This window comes from Bradyrhizobium sp. PSBB068 (genome assembly GCA_016839165.1).
In the GTDB taxonomy this organism is placed as follows: domain Bacteria; phylum Pseudomonadota; class Alphaproteobacteria; order Rhizobiales; family Xanthobacteraceae; genus Bradyrhizobium.
The window spans coordinates 3,780,001-3,801,854 of sequence record CP069300.1; the positions used below are offsets into that span (position 1 = coordinate 3,780,001).

20 protein-coding genes are annotated in these 21,854 nt (G+C 64.4%); 3 read left to right on the forward strand and 17 right to left on the reverse strand.

The window, feature by feature from the left end; genetic code table 11:
• Window position 1: 1 nt before the first annotated feature.
• The 8 genes from JQ507_17450 to dnaE all read right to left on the reverse strand — a co-directional run bounded on the left by JQ507_17450 (window position 2) and on the right by dnaE (window position 9,480).
• Window positions 2-874: a phosphatidate cytidylyltransferase gene (locus JQ507_17450; protein ID QRI66819.1), complete on the reverse strand. Its 873-nt coding sequence runs from the start codon at window positions 872-874 to the stop codon at window positions 2-4.
• Window positions 871-1,629, reverse strand: coding sequence for an isoprenyl transferase (locus JQ507_17455; GenBank protein ID QRI66820.1), 759 nt, complete (start codon window positions 1,627-1,629; stop codon window positions 871-873). The genes JQ507_17450 and JQ507_17455 overlap by 4 nt, the downstream gene beginning before the upstream one ends.
• 20 nt (window positions 1,630-1,649) lie before the next feature.
• Window positions 1,650-2,213, reverse strand: coding sequence for a ribosome recycling factor (gene frr / locus JQ507_17460; protein ID QRI66821.1), 564 nt, complete (start codon window positions 2,211-2,213; stop codon window positions 1,650-1,652).
• Window positions 2,214-2,285: 72 nt separating this feature from the next.
• Complete coding sequence (locus JQ507_17465) at window positions 2,286-3,002, reverse strand: UMP kinase (protein QRI66822.1); 717 nt, start codon at window positions 3,000-3,002, stop codon at window positions 2,286-2,288.
• Between the two features lie 70 nt (window positions 3,003-3,072).
• Window positions 3,073-3,996 carry an elongation factor Ts gene (locus JQ507_17470; GenBank protein QRI66823.1) on the reverse strand — a complete coding sequence of 308 codons (924 nt, stop codon included), beginning with the start codon at window positions 3,994-3,996 and terminating at the stop codon, window positions 3,073-3,075.
• Between the two features lie 127 nt (window positions 3,997-4,123).
• Window positions 4,124-5,116 carry a 30S ribosomal protein S2 gene (locus JQ507_17475; GenBank protein ID QRI66824.1) on the reverse strand — a complete coding sequence of 331 codons (993 nt, stop codon included), beginning with the start codon at window positions 5,114-5,116 and terminating at the stop codon, window positions 4,124-4,126.
• 193 nt (window positions 5,117-5,309) lie between these two features.
• On the reverse strand, window positions 5,310-5,837 hold the full coding sequence (locus JQ507_17480; GenBank protein QRI66825.1) for a hypothetical protein: 528 nt from the start codon (window positions 5,835-5,837) through the stop codon (window positions 5,310-5,312).
• Window positions 5,838-5,952: 115 nt separating this feature from the next.
• Window positions 5,953-9,480: a DNA polymerase III subunit alpha gene (gene dnaE / locus JQ507_17485; protein QRI66826.1), complete on the reverse strand. Its 3,528-nt coding sequence runs from the start codon at window positions 9,478-9,480 to the stop codon at window positions 5,953-5,955.
• Window positions 9,481-10,104: 624 nt separating this feature from the next.
• Between dnaE and JQ507_17490 the strand changes: the two genes are divergently transcribed.
• Window positions 10,105-10,368 carry a hypothetical protein gene (locus JQ507_17490; GenBank protein QRI66827.1) on the forward strand — a complete coding sequence of 88 codons (264 nt, stop codon included), beginning with the start codon at window positions 10,105-10,107 and terminating at the stop codon, window positions 10,366-10,368.
• A 204-nt stretch (window positions 10,369-10,572) separates the two neighbouring features.
• Here JQ507_17490 and JQ507_17495 read toward each other — a convergent pair whose 3' ends face one another.
• On the reverse strand, window positions 10,573-11,307 hold the full coding sequence (locus JQ507_17495) for an outer membrane beta-barrel protein (protein ID QRI66828.1): 735 nt from the start codon (window positions 11,305-11,307) through the stop codon (window positions 10,573-10,575).
• A 295-nt stretch (window positions 11,308-11,602) separates the two neighbouring features.
• Between JQ507_17495 and JQ507_17500 the strand changes: the two genes are divergently transcribed.
• Together JQ507_17500 and JQ507_17505 are read left to right on the forward strand one after the other, a co-directional pair.
• A complete protein-coding gene (locus JQ507_17500; protein ID QRI66829.1) occupies window positions 11,603-11,905 on the forward strand; it encodes a DUF3551 domain-containing protein in 303 nt (100 codons plus the stop codon).
• A 118-nt stretch (window positions 11,906-12,023) separates the two neighbouring features.
• On the forward strand, window positions 12,024-12,293 hold the full coding sequence (locus JQ507_17505) for a DUF3551 domain-containing protein (protein QRI66830.1): 270 nt from the start codon (window positions 12,024-12,026) through the stop codon (window positions 12,291-12,293).
• A 114-nt stretch (window positions 12,294-12,407) separates the two neighbouring features.
• On the opposite strand, the gene JQ507_17510 is transcribed toward JQ507_17505, so the two are convergent.
• The 8 genes from JQ507_17510 to JQ507_17545 all read right to left on the reverse strand — a co-directional run bounded on the left by JQ507_17510 (window position 12,408) and on the right by JQ507_17545 (window position 21,583).
• Window positions 12,408-13,106 (reverse strand): ABC transporter ATP-binding protein, encoded by a 699-nt coding sequence (locus JQ507_17510; protein ID QRI66831.1) that lies wholly within the window; start codon window positions 13,104-13,106, stop codon window positions 12,408-12,410.
• A 9-nt stretch (window positions 13,107-13,115) separates the two neighbouring features.
• Complete coding sequence (locus JQ507_17515; protein QRI66832.1) at window positions 13,116-14,396, reverse strand: lipoprotein-releasing ABC transporter permease subunit; 1,281 nt, start codon at window positions 14,394-14,396, stop codon at window positions 13,116-13,118.
• A gap of 71 nt (window positions 14,397-14,467) precedes the next feature.
• Window positions 14,468-15,787 carry a proline--tRNA ligase gene (locus JQ507_17520; protein ID QRI66833.1) on the reverse strand — a complete coding sequence of 440 codons (1,320 nt, stop codon included), beginning with the start codon at window positions 15,785-15,787 and terminating at the stop codon, window positions 14,468-14,470.
• A 166-nt stretch (window positions 15,788-15,953) separates the two neighbouring features.
• On the reverse strand, window positions 15,954-17,489 hold the full coding sequence (locus tag JQ507_17525) for a CopD family protein (protein QRI73385.1): 1,536 nt from the start codon (window positions 17,487-17,489) through the stop codon (window positions 15,954-15,956).
• A 57-nt stretch (window positions 17,490-17,546) separates the two neighbouring features.
• Entirely contained in the window at window positions 17,547-18,077 is a 531-nt protein-coding gene (locus tag JQ507_17530) for a YcnI family protein (GenBank protein ID QRI66834.1), read from the reverse strand.
• Window positions 18,078-18,084: 7 nt separating this feature from the next.
• On the reverse strand, window positions 18,085-18,603 hold the full coding sequence (locus JQ507_17535) for a copper chaperone PCu(A)C (protein ID QRI66835.1): 519 nt from the start codon (window positions 18,601-18,603) through the stop codon (window positions 18,085-18,087).
• 39 nt (window positions 18,604-18,642) lie between these two features.
• Window positions 18,643-21,126, reverse strand: a complete 2,484-nt coding sequence (locus tag JQ507_17540; GenBank protein QRI66836.1) for a TonB-dependent receptor — start codon at window positions 21,124-21,126, stop codon at window positions 18,643-18,645.
• A gap of 85 nt (window positions 21,127-21,211) precedes the next feature.
• On the reverse strand, window positions 21,212-21,583 hold the full coding sequence (locus JQ507_17545) for a DUF2946 domain-containing protein (protein QRI66837.1): 372 nt from the start codon (window positions 21,581-21,583) through the stop codon (window positions 21,212-21,214).
• Window positions 21,584-21,854 lie beyond the last annotated feature (271 nt).

A 21,854-nucleotide genomic window follows, 5' to 3' on the forward strand; every position in this document is an offset into this window, starting at 1 on the left:
ATCACCAAACCATAAGACCGCGTCCGACGCCATCGGCGCCACCACGGAGAAAGCCGAAAATCGCCGCCACAATGACGGCCGCAACAAATCCGTCCAGGCGGTCCAGCAGCCCGCCATGGCCGGGAATGATATGGCTCGAATCCTTCACCCCGAACCGGCGCTTCACCGCGGATTCGAAGAGATCGCCGAATTGCGACACCACCGATAGCACGGCTCCGAGCGCCAGTAGCGACCCAGCCGTGCCGATCTCGAAGGCGGCAAAGCAGGCCGCAACCAGCAGGCTCGCAACGAAGCCGCCGGCCGCGCCCGCCCACGTCTTCTTCGGGCTGACCCGCACCCAGAGCTTCGGCCCGCCGATGCCGCGGCCCGCGAAATAGCCGCCGATATCCGTGACCCACACGACCAGCAACACGAACATCAGCGCGGCGAAACCTTTCACCGGATCGAGCCGCAGCACGACCGATGCGATCTCGGCCGCTGCTGCATAAAGCAAACCCGCAATGGCCCAGCCGCGCCGTGCGCCCGAGGTCAACGCGACGGCGACCGCACCGACCACGAGCATGTCCAGGGCCGCATCGATGCGACCGGCCATCAGGCAAAGTCCGATAAGCAGCAGCGCGACGGCGCCCGGCATCACGACGCGGAGCTCGCGTCCGAACCCGGTGACCAGAAGCCATTCCGCGAACAATCCGATGGCCGCCAGCGTCACCAGCAGTGACCAGGCGACCCCTCCCAGATAGGCCAGCGCGATCGCAACCGGCGCCAGCACCAGCGCCGCAACCACGCGCATCACGAGGTTGCGCGAGGCCTGCTCGTTCGCTGCCGTGGACGGCTGCTCGCTTGCTGCCGCAGGCGCGGCTTCGCCTTCGGTCACGAGCCGGTTTTCGCGGCGAGGCCGCCGAACCGGCGCTCGCGTTTGCCGTATTCCGCAATCGCGCCTTCGAGCGCCGCCTTGTCGAAATCGGGCCAGTGTATCGGCACGAACACCAGCTCGCTATAGGCGGCCTGCCACATCAGGAAGTTCGACAGACGCTGTTCGCCACTGGTGCGGATGATCAGGTCAGGATCCGGAATGTCGGGTGCATCGAGATAATGCCCGAGCGTGTCGGCATCGATCGAGTTGGCGTCGCGCTTGCCTTCGGCGACCTCGCGCGCAAGGCGCCGTGCCGCTGCGGCGATCTCTGCCCGCGAACCGTAATTGAAGGCGACCACGAGGTTGAGCTTGTCGTTATTGCGCGTCAGCTCCTCGGCCTCGTTGAGCAGCGCGCAGATGTCGGGATCGAGCCCGTCGCGCTCGCCGATCACGCGTACCCGCACGCCGTCACGATGCAGCGTCGCCAAATCGTTGCGGATGAAGCGCCGCAGCAGACCGAACAGATCGCCGATCTCACTCGCCGGCCGCGACCAGTTTTCAGAGCTGAACGAAAAGATCGTGAGATAGACGATGCCGAGCTCGTTGGCCGCACGCACCACACGGCGCAACGCCTCGACGCCGCGGCGATGGCCCTCGACGCGCGGCAGGCCGCGCGACGCGGCCCAGCGCCCGTTGCCGTCCATGATGATCGCCACATGCAACGGACTGCCGGAGCGATCCGGTCCGTCAGTTGCTGGGGCGGCGGCGTTCGACATCGGCTGTTCCCGGATGCGTATCAGACCGTCAGGATTTCCTTTTCCTTGGCCGCAAGCAGTTGGTCGATTTCGACGATCATGCCGTCGGTCGCCTTCTGCACCTCGTTGGACAGGCGCTCCTGATCGTCCTCGGAGATCTCGTGATTCTTCTCGAGCTTCTTGATCACGTCGAGGCCGTCGCGACGCACATGGCGCACGGCGACCTTGGCCGCTTCGGCGTATTTGTGCGCGACCTTGACGAGTTCCTTGCGGCGCTCCTCGTTGAGCTCCGGAATCCGCAAGCGCAGCACCTGGCCTTCGGTCGCGGGCGACAGGCCGAGATTGGAATCCACGATCGCCTTTTCGACCGCCTTCACCATCGTCTTGTCCCAGACCTGCACCGAGAGCAGGCGCGGCTCGGGCACGCTGATGGTCGCAACCTGGTTGAGCGGCATATGCGAGCCGTAAGCCTCGACCTGGACCGGCTCCAGCATGGAGGCCGCGGCACGGCCGGTACGCAGGCCGCCGAGCTCGTGCTTGAGCGATTGTGTGGCGCCCTGCATGCGGCGCTTGACGTCGTTGATGTCAAAACCAGCTGCGGCCATGACGTTCTCCCTTCATTAGAAACCGGCTGTCGACGTCCTCGGGTCCAAAATCTGGACCCGGAGGCGCGGCAATCAGCCGGCGACGACCGTGCCGTGTCCGGACCCGCGCAGAATCGCACCGATCGAACCGGGCTCCGCGATCGAGAACACGATGATAGGCAGCGACGTCTCGCGGGCAAGCGCGAAAGCGGTCGCGTCCATGACCTTGTAGCCGCCCTCGATCGCCTGCGAATGGGTCAGGCGGTCGAAGCGCTTGGCTTTGGGGTCCTTCTTCGGATCGGCGTTATAGACGCCGTCGACATTGGTGGCCTTCAGCACCGCCTGCGCCCCGATCTCGGCCGCGCGCAGCACGGCGGTGGTATCGGTGGTGAAGAACGGGTTGCCGGTTCCACCGCCGAGCAGGACGATGCGTCCCTCGGCGAGATATTTGTGCGTCGCACTACGGGTGAACAGCTCGGAAATCTCCGGCATCACGAATGCCGACAAGGTCCGCGCCGGCGTCCCCTTGCGCTCGATTGCCGCCTCGAGTGCGAGGCAGTTCATCATGGTCGCAAGCATGCCCATGGTGTCGCCGGTCGGCCGCGATACGCCGCGCGAGGACACCTCGACGCCGCGCACGATATTGCCACCGCCGATCACGACGGCGACCTCGATGCCGAGCTTGCGCGCCGCGATCAGGTCGTCCGCGACGCGATCGACCGTCGGTTGATCGATACCGAAGCCGTGGGAGCCGGCCAGATATTCGCCGGACAGCTTGATCACCACGCGACGATAGATCGGCTCGGCCATGATGCGATCGCTTTCTTGTCCCGCGCAGGCAGGCCTCCGGCGCAACGCGCCGGACGCCGGGTGTCAGCGGTTACTTCTTGCCGCTGGCGGCTGCGACTTCAGCGGCGAAGTCGCTTTCCTGCTTCTCGATTCCCTCGCCGAGAGCATAGTTCACAAAGCCGGCGATTTTGATCGGCCCGCCGACCTTACCCTCAGCTTCCTTCACCGCCTGGGCAACCGACTTGCCGCTGTCGTGGATGAAGGCCTGATCGAGGAGGCAAACCTCCTTGTAATAGGTCTTCAGGCCGGAATCGACGATCTTCTCGATGACGTTCTCCGGCTTGCCCTGCTGGCGGTACTTGTCGGCCAGCACGTCCTTCTCGCGCTTGACGGTCTCCGGATCGAGCCCGGCAGGGTCGAGCGCCAGCGGCTTCGCCGCCGCGACATGCATGGCGAGCTGGCGGCCGAGCACGGCGAGCTCGTCGGTCTTGCCGGGGGACTCCAGCGCCACGATGACGCCGATCTTGCCGGCGCCCTCGATCACGGCGTTGTGGACGTAGCTCGACACCACGCCCTGGCTCACCTCGAGCGAAGCGGCGCGGCGCAGCGACATGTTCTCGCCGATGGTCGCGATCGCGTCCGAGATCGCCCGCTCCACGGTGAAGTCGCCAACCTTGGCGGCCTTGATGGCCTCGACGTCGGAGCCGTGCTTCAGCGCGACCTGAGCAATCATCTTGACCAGGCCCTGGAACTGCTCGTTGCGCGCGACGAAGTCGGTCTCCGAATTGACCTCGACCAGCACGCCCTTGGTGCCGGCGGTCAGCGCGCCGATCAGGCCTTCGGCCGCGACGCGACCGGCCTTCTTGGCAGCCTTGGACAGGCCCTTCTTGCGCAGCCAGTCCTGCGCCGCCGTCATGTCGCCGTCGGTCTCGGTCAACGCCGCCTTGCAATCCATCATGCCCGCGCCGGTCGACTCGCGGAGTTCCTTGACCATTGCTGCAGAGATCGTTGCCATCGTTCCATGTCCTTCTTGCCTGTACAGAAACCGCGGCGCCCGATGGCGCCGCTGTCAGCGACAGGAAAATCGTTGTTCGTGGAATAGAAGCGGCGGCCGGGTCAGACCCGGCCACGCCGCGTAACTGTTATTCCGCTTCGGCGAGCGTCTTGGCCTGGGCAACCCAGGCGTCGGCACGGCTCGGCAGACCGACTTCTTCGCCGATCTTGTGCGCGGTGTCGTGATCGAGCTCGGCGAGCTGCCAGTAGTGGAAGATGCCGAGGTCGTTGAGCTTCTTCTCGATCGCACCGGACACGCCGGTGAGCTTCTTGAGATTGTCGGCGGTGCCACGCGGACCGGCCAGCCCCTGGAAGCCGGACGGCGCAGCGGCCGGAAGGTCTTCCTGGATCGGAGCGGCCGAAGCGCCGATGTCGATTCCGGAATCGCCCTGTGCGCGCGAGATGCCGTCGATGGCAGCGCGCGCCACGAGGTCGCAATACAGCGAGATCGCGCGGCCGGCGTCGTCATTACCCGGCACCACATAGGTGATGCCCTTCGGGTCCGAATTGGTGTCGACGATCGCGGCGACCGGGATGTTGAGCCGCTGGGCTTCCTGGATCGCGATGTCTTCCTTGTTGGTGTCGATCACGAAGATCATGTCGGGAAGACCGCCCATGTCCTTGATCCCGCCGAGCGAACGGTCGAGCTTGTCGCGCTCGCGCTGCAGCGTCAGCCGCTCCTTCTTGGTGTAGGAGTTGGCTTCGCCGGACGACAGCACGTCGTCGAGATGGCGCAGGCGCTTGATCGAGGCCGAGATCGTCTTCCAGTTGGTCAGCGTGCCGCCGAGCCAGCGCGAATTGACGAAGTACTGGGCCGAACGCTTGGCAGCGTCGGCGACGCCGTCCTGAGCCGAGCGCTTGGTGCCGACGAACAGGATGCGGCCGCCCTTGGCGACGGTATCGCTGACCGCCTGCAGGGCACGATGCAGCATCGGCACGGTCTGCGCGAGGTCGATGATGTGGATGTTGTTGCGGGCGCCGAAGATGTAATCCTGCATCTTCGGATTCCAGCGGTGGGCCTGGTGGCCAAAGTGAACGCCAGCTTCAAGCAACTGACGCATAGAAAAATCGGGTAGCGACATAGTGATAATTCTCCGGTTGGTTCCTCCGGAAACGTGTGAGCAGACGAGCCTTATGGCCCGGCTGCCACCGGACGGCCTTTTGAGCCATGTTTCCGTGTGAGATGGCGCGCTATATAGCCTGATTTGCGCCAGAAGCAAGGAAATACGGCCGGTTACACCGGTCGGATGGACCCAAATCGAGCCGAAATGGCCCCTATTCGGCCAACCGCAGCTCCGCGATCGTGGTCCGGGCCGCGGAATCCTCCAAGGGCAGGAAATCGAGCGGGCCGGGATTCTTGTAGCCCGAGGTGATGGCTGTGCTCAGTGCAAGACCCAGCAGTCCGGTATTCGCTGACGATGCCAGGATGGCGCTCTTTCGCTCACTCATTCGAACCACATAGAAATGGGTCTGACCTGACTGGATCGTGACGTCCCGCTGGGTCACACCGGGAAAGCCGGCTTCGCTCGCCGTAAACTGGTGTTGGCCCGCCGGACGATCGACATAGACGTAGGTTCCGGTCCTGAGGCCCTGGACCGGCGTACCGTCGAGCTGGAACTCAAACGCCCTGTCGACAATGTTGCCGAAATCCTTTTCCCGGAGCATTACGATGCGCCCGTGTCCCGCCTTTGGCGGACCCACCTTCTGCGTCATCGCTGCATAGTCGAGCCCATTCCTCTGCGTCGTTTCACAGCCGCACAACAGCGCAGCCGCGGCCAACGCCACCATTCCCCGCCAGAACATTCGACCCCCAAAACCAGCCCCGCACGACACTAAGCCGATACACCGTTAAGTTGCAACGGCTAAAGGCTTGGCAACGGTGGATCAACTGCCTCAGGAGGCAGGAGCGCGTGCGCGCCTATAGCGTCTGCACGTCGACGACGCCGGCGACGGCCTTGATCGCGCCGGCGATCTGCGGCGAGACCTTGTAGCGACCGGGCAGTTTCATCTCGACCTCGGTTTCGAGATCCAGCATCATCACAAGCGAGACGTCGCCGTCGGCGGCGCCTGCCGGCGGCGCGGCTGCCGGCGCAGGCTTGACCGCCGCCGGCTTTGCAGTGCCGCCGGGCGCGGCCACGGCCTCCGGCATGTTGAGCCGGCGCGCGATCGACTCCAATGGCTTGGTGTCGCGCACGAAGATGCGCAGGCCCTTTTGCGTCTTGGCCGCGGCGTGGTCCAGCGGCTCGGCGTGCAGCACCCTCGCCCGCACGTCCTCGCCCTGCAGCTCGGCGCCGAGTTGCAGCAGCACGGCCGCGCCCGGCTCCAGCACGTCACGGTACTGCGCGAGGCCCTCGGAGAATAGCACCGCCTCGAAATGGCCGGTCGGATCCGACAGGCCCATGATGCCCATCTTGTTGCCGGTCTTGGTGCGCCGCTCCATGCGCGACACCACGGTTGCCGCGACCTTGCCCGCGGTGGCGCCGGTTTTTACCGCGCGTGAGAATTCCGCCCAGGACTGTACGCGAAGCCGCTTCAGTGCAGTGGCGTAGTCGTCGAGCGGATGGCCCGACAGGAAGAACCCGATCGCATCATATTCACGCCGCAGCCGGTCCGCCGGCAGCCAGGGCTCGACCTGCGGCAGGATGATGCTGGGCGCGTCCGGCGCGCTGCCGAACATGTCGTTCTGGCCCGAGGTCGCCGCCTCGTGGCTGCGCTGGCAGGCGGCGAGGATCGCATCGGCGCCTGCGAACACCCGCGCGCGATTGCGCTCCAGCGTGTCGAAGGCGCCGGCGGCCGCGAGACTCTCGATGATCCGCTTGTTGACCGCACGCGGGCTGACCCGCGCGGCGAAATCGGCGAGCGAGGTGAAGGCGCCCTTCTTGTTGCGCTCCTCGATGATCTGCTCGACCGCCTGGATGCCGACGCCCTTCAGCGCCGCGAGTGCGTAGTAGATCGTATTTTCGCTGACCTCGAAGGTGGCGCCGGACCGGTTGATGTTGGGCGCCTCGACCTTGATGCCGAGCCGCTGCGCCTCGGAACGGAATTCGGAGAGCTTGTCGGTGTTGTTGAGTTCGAGCGTCATCGACGCCGCGAGGAACTCGACCGGGAAATGCGCCTTCATGTAGGCGGTGTGGTACGACACCAGCGCATAGGCCGCCGCATGGCTCTTGTTGAAGCCGTAGTCGGCGAACTTGGCGAGCAGCTCGAAGATCGTCTCCGCCTGGCCCTTGCCGACGCCGTTCTTCATTGCGCCGGCGACGAAGATGTCGCGCTGCTTGTCCATCTCGGCGCGGATCTTCTTGCCCATCGCGCGGCGCAGCAGGTCGGCCTGGCCGAGCGAATAGCCCGCCATCTGCTGCGCGATCTGCATCACCTGTTCCTGATAGATGATGACGCCGAAGGTCTCCTTCAGGATCGGCTCCAGGATCGGATGCAGATATTCCGGCTCCTCGTCGCCGTGCTTGCGCGCGCAATAGGTCGGGATGTTCGCCATCGGGCCCGGGCGATACAGCGCCACCAGCGCGATGATGTCCTCGAAGCGGTCCGGCCGCATGTCGATCAGCGCCCGCCGCATGCCCTGGCTTTCCACCTGGAACACGCCGACCACATCGCCCCGCGCGAGCATCTGGTAACTCGCCGCATCGTCGATCGGCAGCGTGGCGAGATCGACATGGACGTCGCGCTGCTTGAGCAGCTTCACCGCGACGTCGAGCACCGTCAGCGTCTTCAGGCCGAGGAAGTCGAACTTCACGAGGCCCGCAGGCTCGACCCATTTCATGTTGAATTGGGTGACCGGCATGTCCGATTTCGGATCGCGGTACATCGGCACCAGCTCGCTGAGCGGCCGGTCGCCGATCACGATGCCGGCGGCGTGGGTCGAGGCGTGCCGCGTCAGGCCCTCGAGGCGCTGCGCGATGTCGAAGGCGCGCGCCACCACCGGATCCTCGTCGCGGAACGCCTGCAGCTTCGGTTCGCCTTCAATCGCCTGCGCCAGCGTCACGGGAGCGGCGGGATTCTGCGGCACCAGCTTGGTCAGCTTGTCGACCTGCCCGTACGGCATCTGCAGCACGCGCCCGACGTCGCGCAGCACGCCGCGCGCCTGCAGCGTTCCGAAGGTGATGATCTGCGCCACCTGGTCGCGGCCGTAGCGCTCCTGCACGTACTGGATCACCTCGCCGCGGCGGTCCTGGCAGAAGTCGATGTCGAAGTCCGGCATCGAGACGCGTTCCGGATTGAGGAAGCGCTCGAACAGCAACGCAAAGCGCATCGGGTCGAGGTCGGTGATGGTCAGCACCCAGGCGACCAGCGAGCCCGCACCCGAGCCGCGGCCCGGTCCGACCGGAATGCCCTGCGCCTTCGCCCATTTGATGAAGTCCGACACGATCAGAAAGTAGCCCGCGTATTTCATGCGGGTGATGACGTCGAGCTCGAAGGCAAGCCGCTTGCTGTAATCCTCCTCCGTCATGCCCGGCGAGAGACCGTGCACCCGCAGGCGGTTGGCGAGCCCTTCCTCGGCCTGTCGCTTCAGCTCGGCGGCTTCGTCGGCGGCGGCGTCGGAACTCTGTGCGGCTCCGACGGTGAAGAACGGCAGGATCGGCTTGCGGGTCTTGGGCCGGAACGAGCAGCGCTCGGCGATCTCCACCGTCGAGGCCAGCGCTTCCGGAATATCGGCGAACAGCACCGCCATTTCAGCGCGGGTCTTGAAGCGGTGATCCGGGGTCAATTGCTCGCGGTTGGTCTCGGCGATCAGATGGCCGCCGGCGATGCACAGCAACGCGTCGTGCGATTCGTAGTCGTCAGTGCTCGCGAAATACGGCTCGTTGGTCGCGACCAGCGGCAGGCCCTTCGCATAGGCAAGATCAATCAGGCCGCCCTCGGTGCGGCGCTCCTTGTCGACGCCGTGGCGCTGCAATTCGATATAGAGGCGGTCGCCGAACAGGCTGGCCAGACGTTCGCAGCGGGTGGCCGCCAGCGTCGCCTGCTCGGCGCGCAGCGCCAGCGCGATCGGCCCGTCGGGCCCGCCGGTCAGCGCGATCAGGTCGTCGGCGGCGTCGGTGAGCCAGTCGAGCTTGATGTGCGGTGTCTGGTTCACCGGCGTCTCCAGGAACGCCCGCGAGTTCAGCCGCATCAGGTTCTGGTATCCGCGCTCGCGTGCCGCCAGCAGCACGATTCGCGTGGGTCCGGTCGTCGCCAGGATGCTTCGCGTATTGGGGTCGACGTCGCCGAAATCCACCGCAACCTCACAGCCGACGATCGGCTGGATGCCGTAGCCGGCCATCTTGTCGGAGAATTCCAGCGCCCCGAACATGTTGTCGGTGTCGGTCAGCGCCAGCGCCGGCTGGCGGTCGGCCTTTGCAAGCTCGCCGAGCTTGGCGATCTTGATCGAGCCCTTCAGCAGCGAATAGGCGGAATGGACGTGAAGATGAACGAATCCGGCATTCGGCATGGCTGCTTACGGGATCTCTTTGGGCCAGGGTGGCGCGAGTGCCAAAGCCGGAACTCGACAGCATCAGACCCGACTCGCGCCCCCATCGTGGAGCCTGGACCCTGCCAAGTCCACGCCGAACGCGGCGTGGCGGCAGGTCGTCCCGCTTATCCCCAAGGGGCATTGCAACGGAGCCACGAGGGGCCAGCCATGCCCCTGTCTCCAAGGGGATATTCTTCAGAACTGGGTGATCAGCTGAGCCCAAACCGCGATCATACCGACGAACAGCGTGATCGATGCCAGCGCTGCAGCTTCCTGCACGAAAATCTTCAACATGGCCGCTCTCCCTGAACTGGAACGTATGCAGAACATTGTTCCTTTTTTGTTCTCGGAGTCAAGCGAGGGCGCCGGTTCGGTCTGGAAAGTGATCCTGATAGTTAATCTCGCGAGGTTGGCAGGCTTGGCAGGCCTGACGAGGCCGCTCATCGGCGGCAGGCGACTCAGCGGCTCATGACATTGAACCCCGTACAATTCCGGTACTCCGTGTGAGCAAAGGAACGCGCCCGGGCGAGGCCTAGGATCGAGGCGCTGAGTGCTCCGGCTTCAGCGTGAAATCTCGATCAATCGTCTCGCGGGAGCATCGCAATGCCTCGTACCACCGCTACAGCACGACTTGCAGTCAACGCACTTGCGATCGCGGCGGTCGTTCTGACCATGACGCCCGCCAGCGCGGAAAAGACGTCCAAGCGACAGCAGGCCGTCGTCAAGCACATCAAGGCCGAATGCAAGGCGAAGGCGGCGCAGCAGGCCCAAGGCTATGGGTTTGTGGAACGCTGGCGCGCGTATTCGGACTGCATCAATGACGCATCCAAGGCCAACGCCGGGCTCGACTTCGCCGATTTCGACTAACAGGCGCCCGGCCCTTCATCGGCAACAATTCCCGGCCTGCCTTGGCGGGCACGGGACAGTTCCGCCTGAGCAGTGAGGGCTCTCGCTCTCGGCTTCGGCCGGATCCCCGCCTTCCCTGCAATCATGGAGGAGCAGGCAGCAAGCCAACAAAAAACCCCGGGCCGAAGCCCGGGGTTTTCGATGTCGCTTGGATCAAGCGATCAATCAGTACTTGGCAATGATCGGGCCACCGAACTTGTAGTTCAGACGGCCGAGGACCATGTCGGTGTCGCCACCGGTGTGGAAGCCAGCCACGCCGACACCAGCCGGGGTGACGAAGGTCGCGCCGTGGGTGTCTTCGAAGATGTGGTTGTATTCGACGCCGAGCGACCAGCCCTGCGAGAAGGCGAATTCGAGGCCAACGCCCACCGTCGGGCTCCAACGGGTGTCGTAGCCGGTCGAGGACGCCAGCGCGCCGCCCGGTGCCAGGAACTGGTAGTTGCGATCGGTGACCGCAGCACCGCCCTTGGCGTACAGCAGGACGTTGTTCCAGGCGTAGCCGATCTGACCGGTGAACAGGCCGAACGCGTCCGTCTTCGAGCGAACGGTGCCGCCCGGGACGAGCAGGTTGCCGGTGCTGCCCTTGAAGTCAGCCCAGTTGCCTTGAGCTTCCAGACCGAACACCCAGCCGCCGGCCTGCCAGCGGTAGCCGACCTGGCCACCGACGGTGCCGCCGTTGGCGTCGTAGCTGCCGGCGCTGCCGATGCCATCGACCGAACGGTTGTCGTGGCTCTGGCCCCAACCACCGTTGATACCGATGTAGAAGCCGGTCCAATCATAAACAGCGGAGACGATCGGCGGCGGAGCCTTGGTGTAAGGGCGAGCCGCGAGGTCAGCCGCGGAAGCAGCCGTCGCGCTGAGCGCAATCATGCTGGCGGTGACAAGCAAAATCTTCTTCATTTTTCCCGTTCCAACTTTGTCTACAGGCCCCCAAGGCCGCGAGACACCCTCATAGCAGCCCCCGGCGGAATTGCTGTAACTTCGCTGCAACAGGCAGGGCCAAACGACTTCGCTCAAATTTGAAGTTAATACTGTATTACATGCACTTCTTGGAACTTTTGCCACATAGCTGCCGCATAATTTTCACAATTCAAAATTGCTTGTACTGCGAGACGCAAGATCGTGTTGACCGGAACCAGCTTGTCCGATTTGGATCGTCGCCAACATCGAATCTTCGCAGCGACAAGGAATGCACATGCGGACGATGATTCTTGCTGCGGCGGCGACGGTGGTCGCGTTCACCTCGTTCGGTACGGCGCCCGCGCATGCCGTCGGCGTGCGCTACCCATTCTGTATCCAGGGCGACCGCTATCCCGGCCTGAGCAACTGCTCCTACCCGTCCTATGAAGCGTGCCTGGCCACGGCCTCGGGCATCGGGCAGAACTGCATCGCCAATCCCTATTATGCCGGCGACAACGACCCGCGCTCCTATCTGCACATCCCCCCGCGCGATCGTCGCGAGGGCAATTTCTTCGACCTGTTCTTCACTGACCGCTGATCGGACTGGCGTCCGCGCGGGACCGCGATTCGACGCACTCGCGCGCACGCGCCTATGGCGCCGGTCAGCGCGGATACTCACATGAGCGTCGCCGGCAGCCGGCCGGCGGGAGATTCCGATGCGCTGCCTGATTCTGGCACTCTTGGTTCTGGGTACCGTCGCGGGCGCACCGGCGAACGCCCAGCGATACGATGCGACCTCGCCGGTCTGCAAAACCAACTACCAACGGGGCGGTCCGCAGATCGAGTGCGGCTACACGTCACTGGCGCAGTGCCAGGCCTCGGCGGCGGGCCTGCCGGCGTCGTGCGTTGACAACCCCTACTATGTCGGGCCGCCGAACAACGGCCGCTCGCGAGCGCCTGGCAGAGCGCGCCGTTCCGTCCATTGAGGATGAGCGCGTTGCCGCCCCAATTGAAGCGGAACGAAAAAGCCTTGCAGCTCCTGATCTTGGTGTACGTCCTTCACGCGAACCGTCAGCCACTTCGCGCGTGAGAGCCGCGGCTCACTCGAGCTCGACGACCTGCCCATTCGACAACGAGACCCGGCGATCCATCCGCGCGGCGAGCTCCATGTTGTGAGTTGCGATCAACATCGCGACCCGGGTCGCCTTCACGAGTTGCATCAGAGCGTTGAAAACGTGATCGGCCGTTGCCGGATCCAAATTTCCGGTCGGCTCGTCCGCAAATAGCACCCGCGGCGCGTTGGCAACCGCGCGCGCGATCGCCACGCGCTGCTGTTCGCCGCCCGAGAGCTCGGCCGGTCGATGCGTGATGCGGTCGCCAAGCCCGAGATAAGCGAGGATCTCGGTCGCCCGCTTCACGGTTTCGGAGCGCTTGAGGCCACGAATCATCTGCGGCAGCATGACGTTCTCGAGCGCCGAGAACTCCGGCAGCAGCCGATGCGATTGATAGACGAAGCCGATGTCGGAGCGGCGAATCTGCGTGCGGTCGACGTCGGACATCTGCGAGGTCGGCGTGCCCGAGACATAGACCTCGCCGTCATCGGGACTCTCCAGCAGGCCCGCGATATGCAGCAGCGTCGACTTGCCGGATCCCGACGGCGCCACCAGCGCCACCGATTGACCGGGCCACAGCGCGAGCTTGGCGCCGTTCAGGACCGTCAGCGTCGCCTCGCCCTGCCTGTATTCCCGCTTGATATCATGAAGATAGACGACCGGTACGTCTTCCGCCCCCTCCGCCATGTGGGCTCCTTATTCGTACCGGAGCGCTTCGACCGGGTCGAGGCGCGCGGCGCGCCACGACGGGTAGAGCGTCGCAAGGAAAGATAGCGTCAGCGCCATGATCACGACGGCGAGCGTCTCACCGAAATCGACCTCAGCCGGAAGCTTGGAGAGGAAGTACAGTTCGGGCGAGAACAGCTCGGTGTTGGTGAGCCATGACAGGAACTGCCTGATCGATTCGATGTTCAGGCAGATCAGCATGCCGACCGCAAAGCCGGTCAGCGTTCCGACTACGCCGATCGAGGCGCCGGTGATCAGGAAGATCCGCATGATCGAGCCTTGCGAGGCGCCCATGGTGCGCAGGATCGCGATGTCCTGGCCCTTGTCCTTCACCAGCATGATCAATCCGGAGACGATGTTGAGCGCCGCGACCAGCACGATCATGGTCAGGATCAGGAACATCACGTTGCGCTCGACTTGCAGCGCGTTGAAGAACGTCGAGTTGCGCTGCCGCCAGTCGACCAGGAAGACCGGCCGCCCGGCCGCCTCCGTCACCAGCTTGCGGTAGGTGTCGATCTTGTCCGGATTGGTGGTGAACACCTCGATCGAAGACACGTCGTTGTTGCGGTTGAAATAGGCCTGCGCCTCGGCGAGCGGCATGAACACGAAGGTCGAGTCGTATTCCGACATGCCGATCTCGAACACCGCGGTGATCTTGTACGGCTTGATGCGCGGCGTGGTGCCCATCGGCGTCACCGCGCCCTTCGGCGAGACCAGCGTGATCATGTCGCCGGCATGCAGCGAGAGCTGGTCGGCGAGCCGGCGGCCGATCGCAACTCCCTGCCCCTCGTCAAAACCCTCGAGCGTGCCCTGCTTGATGTTCTTGGCGATCGAGGTGAGGTTGTTGAGATCGTCGGCACGGATGCCGCGGATAAAGACACCGGCGGCGTTGAACGGCGACGATCCGAGCCCCTGCCCATCCACGACCGGCGCGGCGAGGCGAATGCCCTGGACCTGGCTGATCCGGTCGGCGACATCCTTCCAGTCGGTCAGCGGCGATTCCAGCGGCTGCACCAGCAGGTGCCCGTTGAGACCGAGGATCTTGTCGAGCAATTCCTTGCGGAAGCCATTCATGACGGCCATCACCACGATCAGCGTGGCAACGCCGAGCATGATGCCGAGGAACGAAAAGCCGGCGATGACCGAAATGAACCCTTCCTTGCGGCGCGCGCGCAGATAGCGTCCGGACAGCAGCCATTCGAATGGCGCAAAAGGCGGGGTACGGACTGGTTCGCTCATGGTCTCATCCATCTCTCGATAATCCCATGATTCGGGCCAAATGTGGCCGGATTACCCCGCCGATCACGCAGCGTGAATAAACTTTAACCCGCGAGCTTCGCGACCACGTCGGCGGGGCTCATGTTCTCGCGTGAGCCATCGCTGCGGCGCTTCACCTCGACTTTGCCCTCCGCAAGCCCCTTCGGGCCGACCAGAATCTGCCAGGGGATGCCGATCAGATCGGCCGCGGCGAACTTGGCGCCGGCGCGCTGATCGGTGTCGTCGTAGAGCACGTCGACGCCCTTCGCCGCGAGCTCGCGATAGAGCTGCTCGCAGGCGCCGTCGACCGCAGCATCGCCCTGCTTGAGATTGAGGATCGCGGCGCGGAACGGCGCGACGGCCTCGGGCCATTTGATGCCGGCATCGTCGTGACAGGCTTCGATAATCGCGCCGACCAGACGCGACACGCCGACGCCATAGGAGCCGCCATGGATCGGCACATCGACGCCATCGGGACCGGCCACCATCGCCTTCATGGTGTCGGAATATTTGGTGCCGAAATAGAAGATCTGGCCGACCTCGATGCCGCGCGTGTTCAGCCGCTTTGCCTCGGGCACTTCCTGTTCGAAGCGCGCGGCCTCGTGGACGTCCTCGGTCGCAGCATAGACCGAGGTCCACTGCTTGATGATGGGCGTGAGATCGCCGTCATAATCGACGTCCTCGCCCGGCACCGGCAGGTCCAGCACATCGCGGTTGATGAAGACGCCGGACTCGCCGGTGTCAGCGAGCACGATGAACTCGTGGCTGAGGTCGCCGCCGATCGGGCCGGTCTCGGCCCGCATCGGGATCGCCTTGAGGCCCATCCGCGCAAAGGTGCGCAAGTAAGCCACGAACATCTTGTTGTAGGAGCGCCGCGCGCCGGCCTCGTCGAGGTCGAACGAATAGGCATCCTTCATCAGGAATTCGCGGCCGCGCATCACGCCGAAACGCGGGCGCTGCTCGTCGCGGAACTTCCACTGGATGTGGTAGAGGTTGAGCGGCAGGTTCTTGTAGGACTTGACGTAGGAGCGGAAGATCTCCGTGATCATCTCCTCGTTGGTCGGTCCGTACAGGAGCTCGCGCTTGTGGCGATCGAGGATGCGCAGCATCTCCGGGCCATAGGCATCGTAACGGCCGCTCTCACGCCACAGATCGGCAAGCTGCAGCGTCGGCATCAGGAGCTCGAGCGCGCCGGCGCGGTCCTGCTCCTCGCGAACGATCTGCTCGATCTTCTTCAGCACCCGGAAGCCGAGCGGCAGCCAGGCATAGATGCCGGCGGCCTCCTGCCGCATCATGCCCGCGCGCAGCATCAGCCGGTGCGAGACGATCTCCGCCTCTTTCGGGTTTTCTTTCAGGATGGGCAGGAAAAACCGCGACAATCGCATGGCGTTACTCGGGAATCAGTGATGCATCGGAAGAGAGCTGCAGTGAAACCGGATCGGCTGTGAAAACACAAGGCCGCTTCAGGTCAAAAACCCTTCAAATCAGGCGAATTTCGGCCATTGCAGCGAATTGCGCACCGCCGAGGTATCCGGCGCACCGATCGAGCGTTTACCTGACCTCGAAATCGTCTTCCAGCGTCACTTTCTTGAAATCGGTCACCAGGGCATCGATCTGCATGTGCCAGCGGCCCGGGACCGACAACGGCACCTTCTTCACGTGCCAATAGCCGTCTGGACCCAGTGCGGCGCTGCGTTCCAACGGCTCGATGCCGCGATCCGGCAAACTCAGCGTCAGCGTCGCTTCCTTGGCCGCAAATGGGCTGGCATCACCGTTCATCAACTGCAGCACGAAATCGTTCTGGCCGACCTTGCCCGGCGCGATCAGCACCTGGAACATCGCGGCCTCGGTATGGATGTGGACCGCGAGCGGAACGTCGTCCGACATCGCCAGCACGCGCGGCGGCGGCGTGAAGCGCCATAATGCGACGAGGCCGAGGATGGCGATCATCAACACGAATTCGAGCGCGATCGAGCGCTGCAGCGGCCGCGTGCGGTGGAATTCACGCTCGATCGCGGGCGTGAACACCAGCCGGTTCAGCGCCGCGAACGTCAGCAGCAGCGCCACCAGCACAAGTTTCGCCAGCAGGATGTTGCCGTATCCGGTGTCGATCAGCGCCGCAAAACTTTCGAGCTGGACGATCGCGAGCGCCAGGCCCGACAAGGCGATCAAGGCGACGACCGGCACTGCGACCGTTGAAAAGCGCCTGAGCACCCGCAACAGCGAGTCCTTGCGCTGCCAGGCGAGCACTGCCAGCGGCGCGAGTGCGCCCATCCAGAAGGCCAGGCCAATGCCGTGGATGAACAGCGCGGTGCGCGTCAGCCATTGCGGGGAGGCAGTGGCGGCGTGGCCACTGACCGCGAACGACAGGCCGACGCAGATCATCGCGACCGCGGTGCGGACGAACGCCGCGCGGAACGATGGGCTGCGCCAGGCAATCGCTGCGATCAGCATCGCGGCGATGGCGAGCAGCAGAGCCGGAAACAGGCTGGTGCCGGCGGCACTGGCCCACGCCGCCCATGTCAGGAGGCCGGTGATCGGCAGGTTCAGCAGGTCGACACCCTGCAGGCCAAGCGAGGCGACCGCACCGACCAGGCCGATCTTGAGCGACCACATGATCAGCCGCTCGCCCGCCGGGCCCTGCCCGATCCAGGCGGCGAAGAACACGCCGCCGACGCCGGCAAACAGCCCGAGATAGAGCGCGAGCCGCGCCAGCCAGATCAGCGCATGGAGCAGGCCGTCGCCGGACGGCGCCGCCGAGCCGGTGACGACGCCGATCGAGAACAACAGCGAGCCCGCGACCGGATGGCCGTCCTGCGACACCACGCGATAGCTGACCACCTGCGTGCCCTGCGGCAGGCCCGCGGGCAATGTCACCATCACCGATTCATCGACAGCGTGGATCGCGACGTCGCGCGGCTTGCCCGCGGCGTCGAGCAGGCTGACCGCCGTCGGCGCCACCGCTTCGTTGAAGCGGAGCACCACCGTCTTCGGTGCTTCCGCGACCACACTGCCGTCGGCCGGCTCGGCTGCGATCAGGACGGCATGCGCATGGGCTGGGGTCGCAAGACACAGCGTCAGAAACAGCGCCGAGAGTAGCGCGGCGAGACTTCCGACAACATGACCTGCGAGCAGCCGCACGGTTTACGGCTTCGGCAGCAGCTTGACGCCGGGCGCCGGTGTCTTGCTGCCATGCTCGTGCCCGCCGCCACCCTGCCCCTCGGCCGGGATGTCGATCCAGCGGCTGACGCCCTGCTCGCATTCCTGCACGACGGGGAAATAGAGCACCGTGTTCGGCTTCAGCGTATCGGTGAGAAACGTCTGCATCACGAACTCGTCGTAATTCTTGTCGGCAAGCTTACCACCGCTCCAGGCCACTTCCTTGACGCCCTCGGAGAGTTTTGCGCCGTGATAGTCGTATTCGGCGGCGTATTTGCCGGTGACCGTATCGAGGGTCCAGCCGGGCTTCGGCATCGGCTTCACCCCGATCACGCCTTCCGGAATCTGTACCCGGATCTTGGTCGTCGCCGATCCCGCGCAACCGTGTGGTACGGCGAACACCGCCTTGTAGTAAGAGCCGACGGGCGCCTGCTTTCCTTCCAGCGTGACGTGCGCAACGGCCGGCGCCGCTGCGAGCAGCGCCACCATCGCAATGAGGATTGTGTGTGACCGCATGGCGCCCTCACATCTTCTTCATGTCCATGTGACCGGAATGGTCGCCATGGCCGGAGTGATCGCCGCCTGGCGCCTGCGCACCGACGGGCTGCACGTCAAGCGAGACCGAGACCTTGCCGGCCTTCTCGAATTCGAGCGTGACCGGCACCTTGTCGCCCTGCTTCAGCGGGTTCTTCAGGTCGAACATCATCAGGTGATAGCCGCCGGGTGCGAGTTTCACCGTCTTGCCCGGCTCGATCGCCAGACCCTTGTCGAGCGCACGCATCTTCATCACGCCATTGTCCATCGACATCTCGTGGACCTCGACCTTGCCGGCGACATCGGCTGTGCCCGAAACCAGACGATCAGGCGTCGTCCCCTTGTTCTCGATCGTCAGATAGCCGCCGCCGATCTTGGCGCCGTTCGGCGTGGCGCGCGTCCAGGCCTGCGTGATCACGAGATCGCCGGCCTTGACGTCCTCGGCCGCGGCAGGCGCGATCAGGGCAAGCGCGAAGATTGCAGCAAGCCCAGCCAGTGTTTTTCTCACGTCGAATCTCCTTTGTGTTGTTGCCGACAGCCCGCCAGCTCAGAAGGTGTATTTGCCGGCCAGGACGAACGTCCTGCCGGGGAAGGGATGGAACAGGAAGTACTGCTCGTTGAAGATGTTATCGATGCCGAAATCGAACGCGAAGTTCGCGGTCGCGTTGTAATGGATCTTCATGTCGACGACGAAGAAATTGTCGAACGCGCCATAGACGTGGGAGACGATGTCGGTGTTGTCGAGTGTCGAATATTGCTTGCCGCTGTAGCGCGCTGCGACGGTGTAGGCCCAGCTCTCGTTCGGCCGGTAGGTCATGCCGATCTTGGCGCGCCAATCCGGCACATAGGGAACGCGCTTGCCGACCACGGTGGTCGGCAAGTTGGTCAGCGGATTGACGCCCGCCCAGCTTGCGTCTGCGAGGATCTTGGAATCGACATAGGTGACGCTGCCGAACAGTTGCAGGCCGGTCACGAACAAATTGTCCTTTTCGGCCGACAGTTCGACGCCCTGCATCCGGATTGCGTCGACATTGCTGACGACGGTGGTCGGCGTCTGCGCCCCTGAGACCGGATTGGTCACCAGATTGGTCTGCGAGATGATCGCGTTGTTGGTTCGCTCGGAGAACAGCGTCAGGCGGACCCGCCCGTCGGTCCACTTGCGCTCGATGTTCAACTCGCCGGTGAAGTCCTGCTCCGGCTTGAGGAACGGATTGGCGAAGGTCGCGACGCCGCCGATCGTGACGTTTTGATAAAGCTCGGTCACCGTCGGATAGCGATAGGCCTCGCCGAAATTCGCCGTGATGTTCCAATCCTTGTTCGGGTCGAACGACAGCGACGCCTTTGGAGAGAAGTTGGTCGAGTTCAGCCCGGGCTGGTTGACCGCCGCGGTCGACGTGATCCCGCCCGCGGCATTCGTCGTGGTGTTGAGGTTGAAGCCGTCGAGCGCCTGCCAGCTCTCCAGCCGCCCGCCCAGCGTCAGCTTCAGGCTCGGGTTGATCTTCCAGGCATCCTGCAACCACAGCGCACCGGTCCGGGTTTCGCCGACGCCCGTCGAGTAGAGCGCGCCGGTGCCGGTCGACGATGTCGCGTTCCAGATCGACGAGGCGTAGACCGGATTTTCCAGCCGGTAGCGATCGCCGTGAACGCCGAAGCTGATCTCGTGCGGCCCGTCATAGCCGAACGGCCGCCAGATCCCCTTGGCATCAGCATTCTGCCAGTTGGTGCCGTCCATCCTCGTGATCTTGCCGTTCGGCGAGAAGCCGACGCCGGTTGCCGCGACGGTGAACGGATTGAGCTGGGTGTCCTGCAGGTAGTTGTAGCTCGAGGCCGACAGGTCGAAGTCGTAGACGCCCTTGGTGTCGCTCTTCAGCGCGACCGCGTTGCTCAGATGGGTCTGGTCCCAGACGTACTTGCCGGTGGCGAAGCCCGAATTGTTGGCGAAGGTCGGCGCGCCCGTCGCGAGGGATCGCAGATAGGTCTGGGGATCGGAAACCTGATGGTTGTTCCAGATGCCGAGTGAATAGGTCGCCTGCACCAGCGGAGACACATCGTAGGCGAGGCGCAGGTTGGCCGATGTCTGCTGCGAATGCGCCAGGACGCCGGTGCCGATGACATTGGCCGGCACGCCCTGCTTGTTGCGCGCCGGAAACGCGCCGGCAGTCCCCGCCGGGATCGTCGCGCTCGTCGTGTAGGTCAGCGGCTGCTGAAAGCTGTCGAGATAGTTGGCGCTCACCAGCCACGACAGCTTGCCATCGCGATTGCCCGCGGCCGCGCTGGTTTGGCTGGTGACATAGGTGTCCTTGGTGCCGTACTGGCTCCACGGCATCACCGAGACCGTCTCCTTGGCCACCGCAAACGGCCTGTCGGGCATTTTCGACGAGATCAGCAACACGCCCCCGATCGAGTTGCCGGGATAGGCCGCCGCGAACGGGCCGTTCAGATAGTCGATCCGGCCGATCGCCTCCGGCGAGATCAGGTTCCACTTCGGCGAGGCGCTGGTGTTGTTGTTGCCGATCAGCGCCGACACCAGCAGGTCGTCGTAATAGATCAGCGAGCGCGCGCTCGAATTGACGCCCCAGCTCCTGGTCGCCAGCACCGCCATGTTGTCGCCGTCGTTGCGTTTCCGCACGAACAGGCTCGGCATGTATTTGACCGCGTCCTCGGGGTCCTTGAGGTTGACGGTCTCGTCGACCTGCCCGGAGGTGATGCTGAAGGACTTCTGCGGCAGCTGGAACCGGGCCACGGCTGGCGGCGTCCCGAGCGAGGCATGGGCGCCCGCCCCGGCGGCGCTGACCACGACCGGTCGGTTCGGCGCGGCCGCAGCCGCTGGCGCGGTCCGATGCCGAAGGGCGACGGCGGAGCGGTTTACGGGCTTGCGCGCAGCCGGCTTCGCTGGGCGCGGCGCCTCGACGCTGACGGGTGGCAAGACCCCCGGTTCGCCATTTTGTGCATGAGCCATATCAGCAGACGCCAACAACGTGGCCTGAATGGCCGCGACGCTGACGCCACCGAGGGCGCGAAACCGAAACATGGATGAATCCTGACACCGGCTCTCTGGCCGGCTTGCTCAAGGGCACTCGCCGGTGCGGGACGCGCGACCGGCAGCGAGAACGTCGTCAGGAAAACAGCGGCGGAGCGCGGGCTTGTGCCGAGAAGCCGGCGGGCGAACGATCAAGGTCTGAGGCGAAATCAAGCCAGGCGATCCGGCTCGGCGCGCGCTCGACCGGCCGGGCAGCGACCTCGGGGTTATCAACGGGGGCACCGGTCTGCAGGACACTGCATGCGAAGCAACAGCCGTCGTGGGCATCATGACCGGTCTGGTCAGACTGCCCGACGCCGGAGCCGGCATTGCCGTGGCAGATGGTGGCGGCCGCGAGCGGATCGGAGGCTGCAAGGCTCGCCGCCCAGCAGGCCCCGATCGGCGCAAAAATCTGCACCAGCAGGGCAACCAGAACTATGGGCAAAAATTTCTTAAGCGGCCGGCGCATCGCAAAACCCATCCGAGACGGAACTAACCACCACGGGCGTCGAAAGTCGAGATCGTGGACACGCCCGGCTTCTTCCAGCTCGCGGAATTTGCCGAACGTGACGTTGGTGTCGCGGCTGCCTCACAAGCGGTCGTATCTCCTTACCCTACCACGTGTTTTCACACCAATGTCACAACCGGCAGTGGCACCATCCCAATCATTTCGCAAATTGCTCGAAATTTGAACAATCGTTGCCGAAAATGATGACAAGGCTGGAAAGATGGTCTACCAA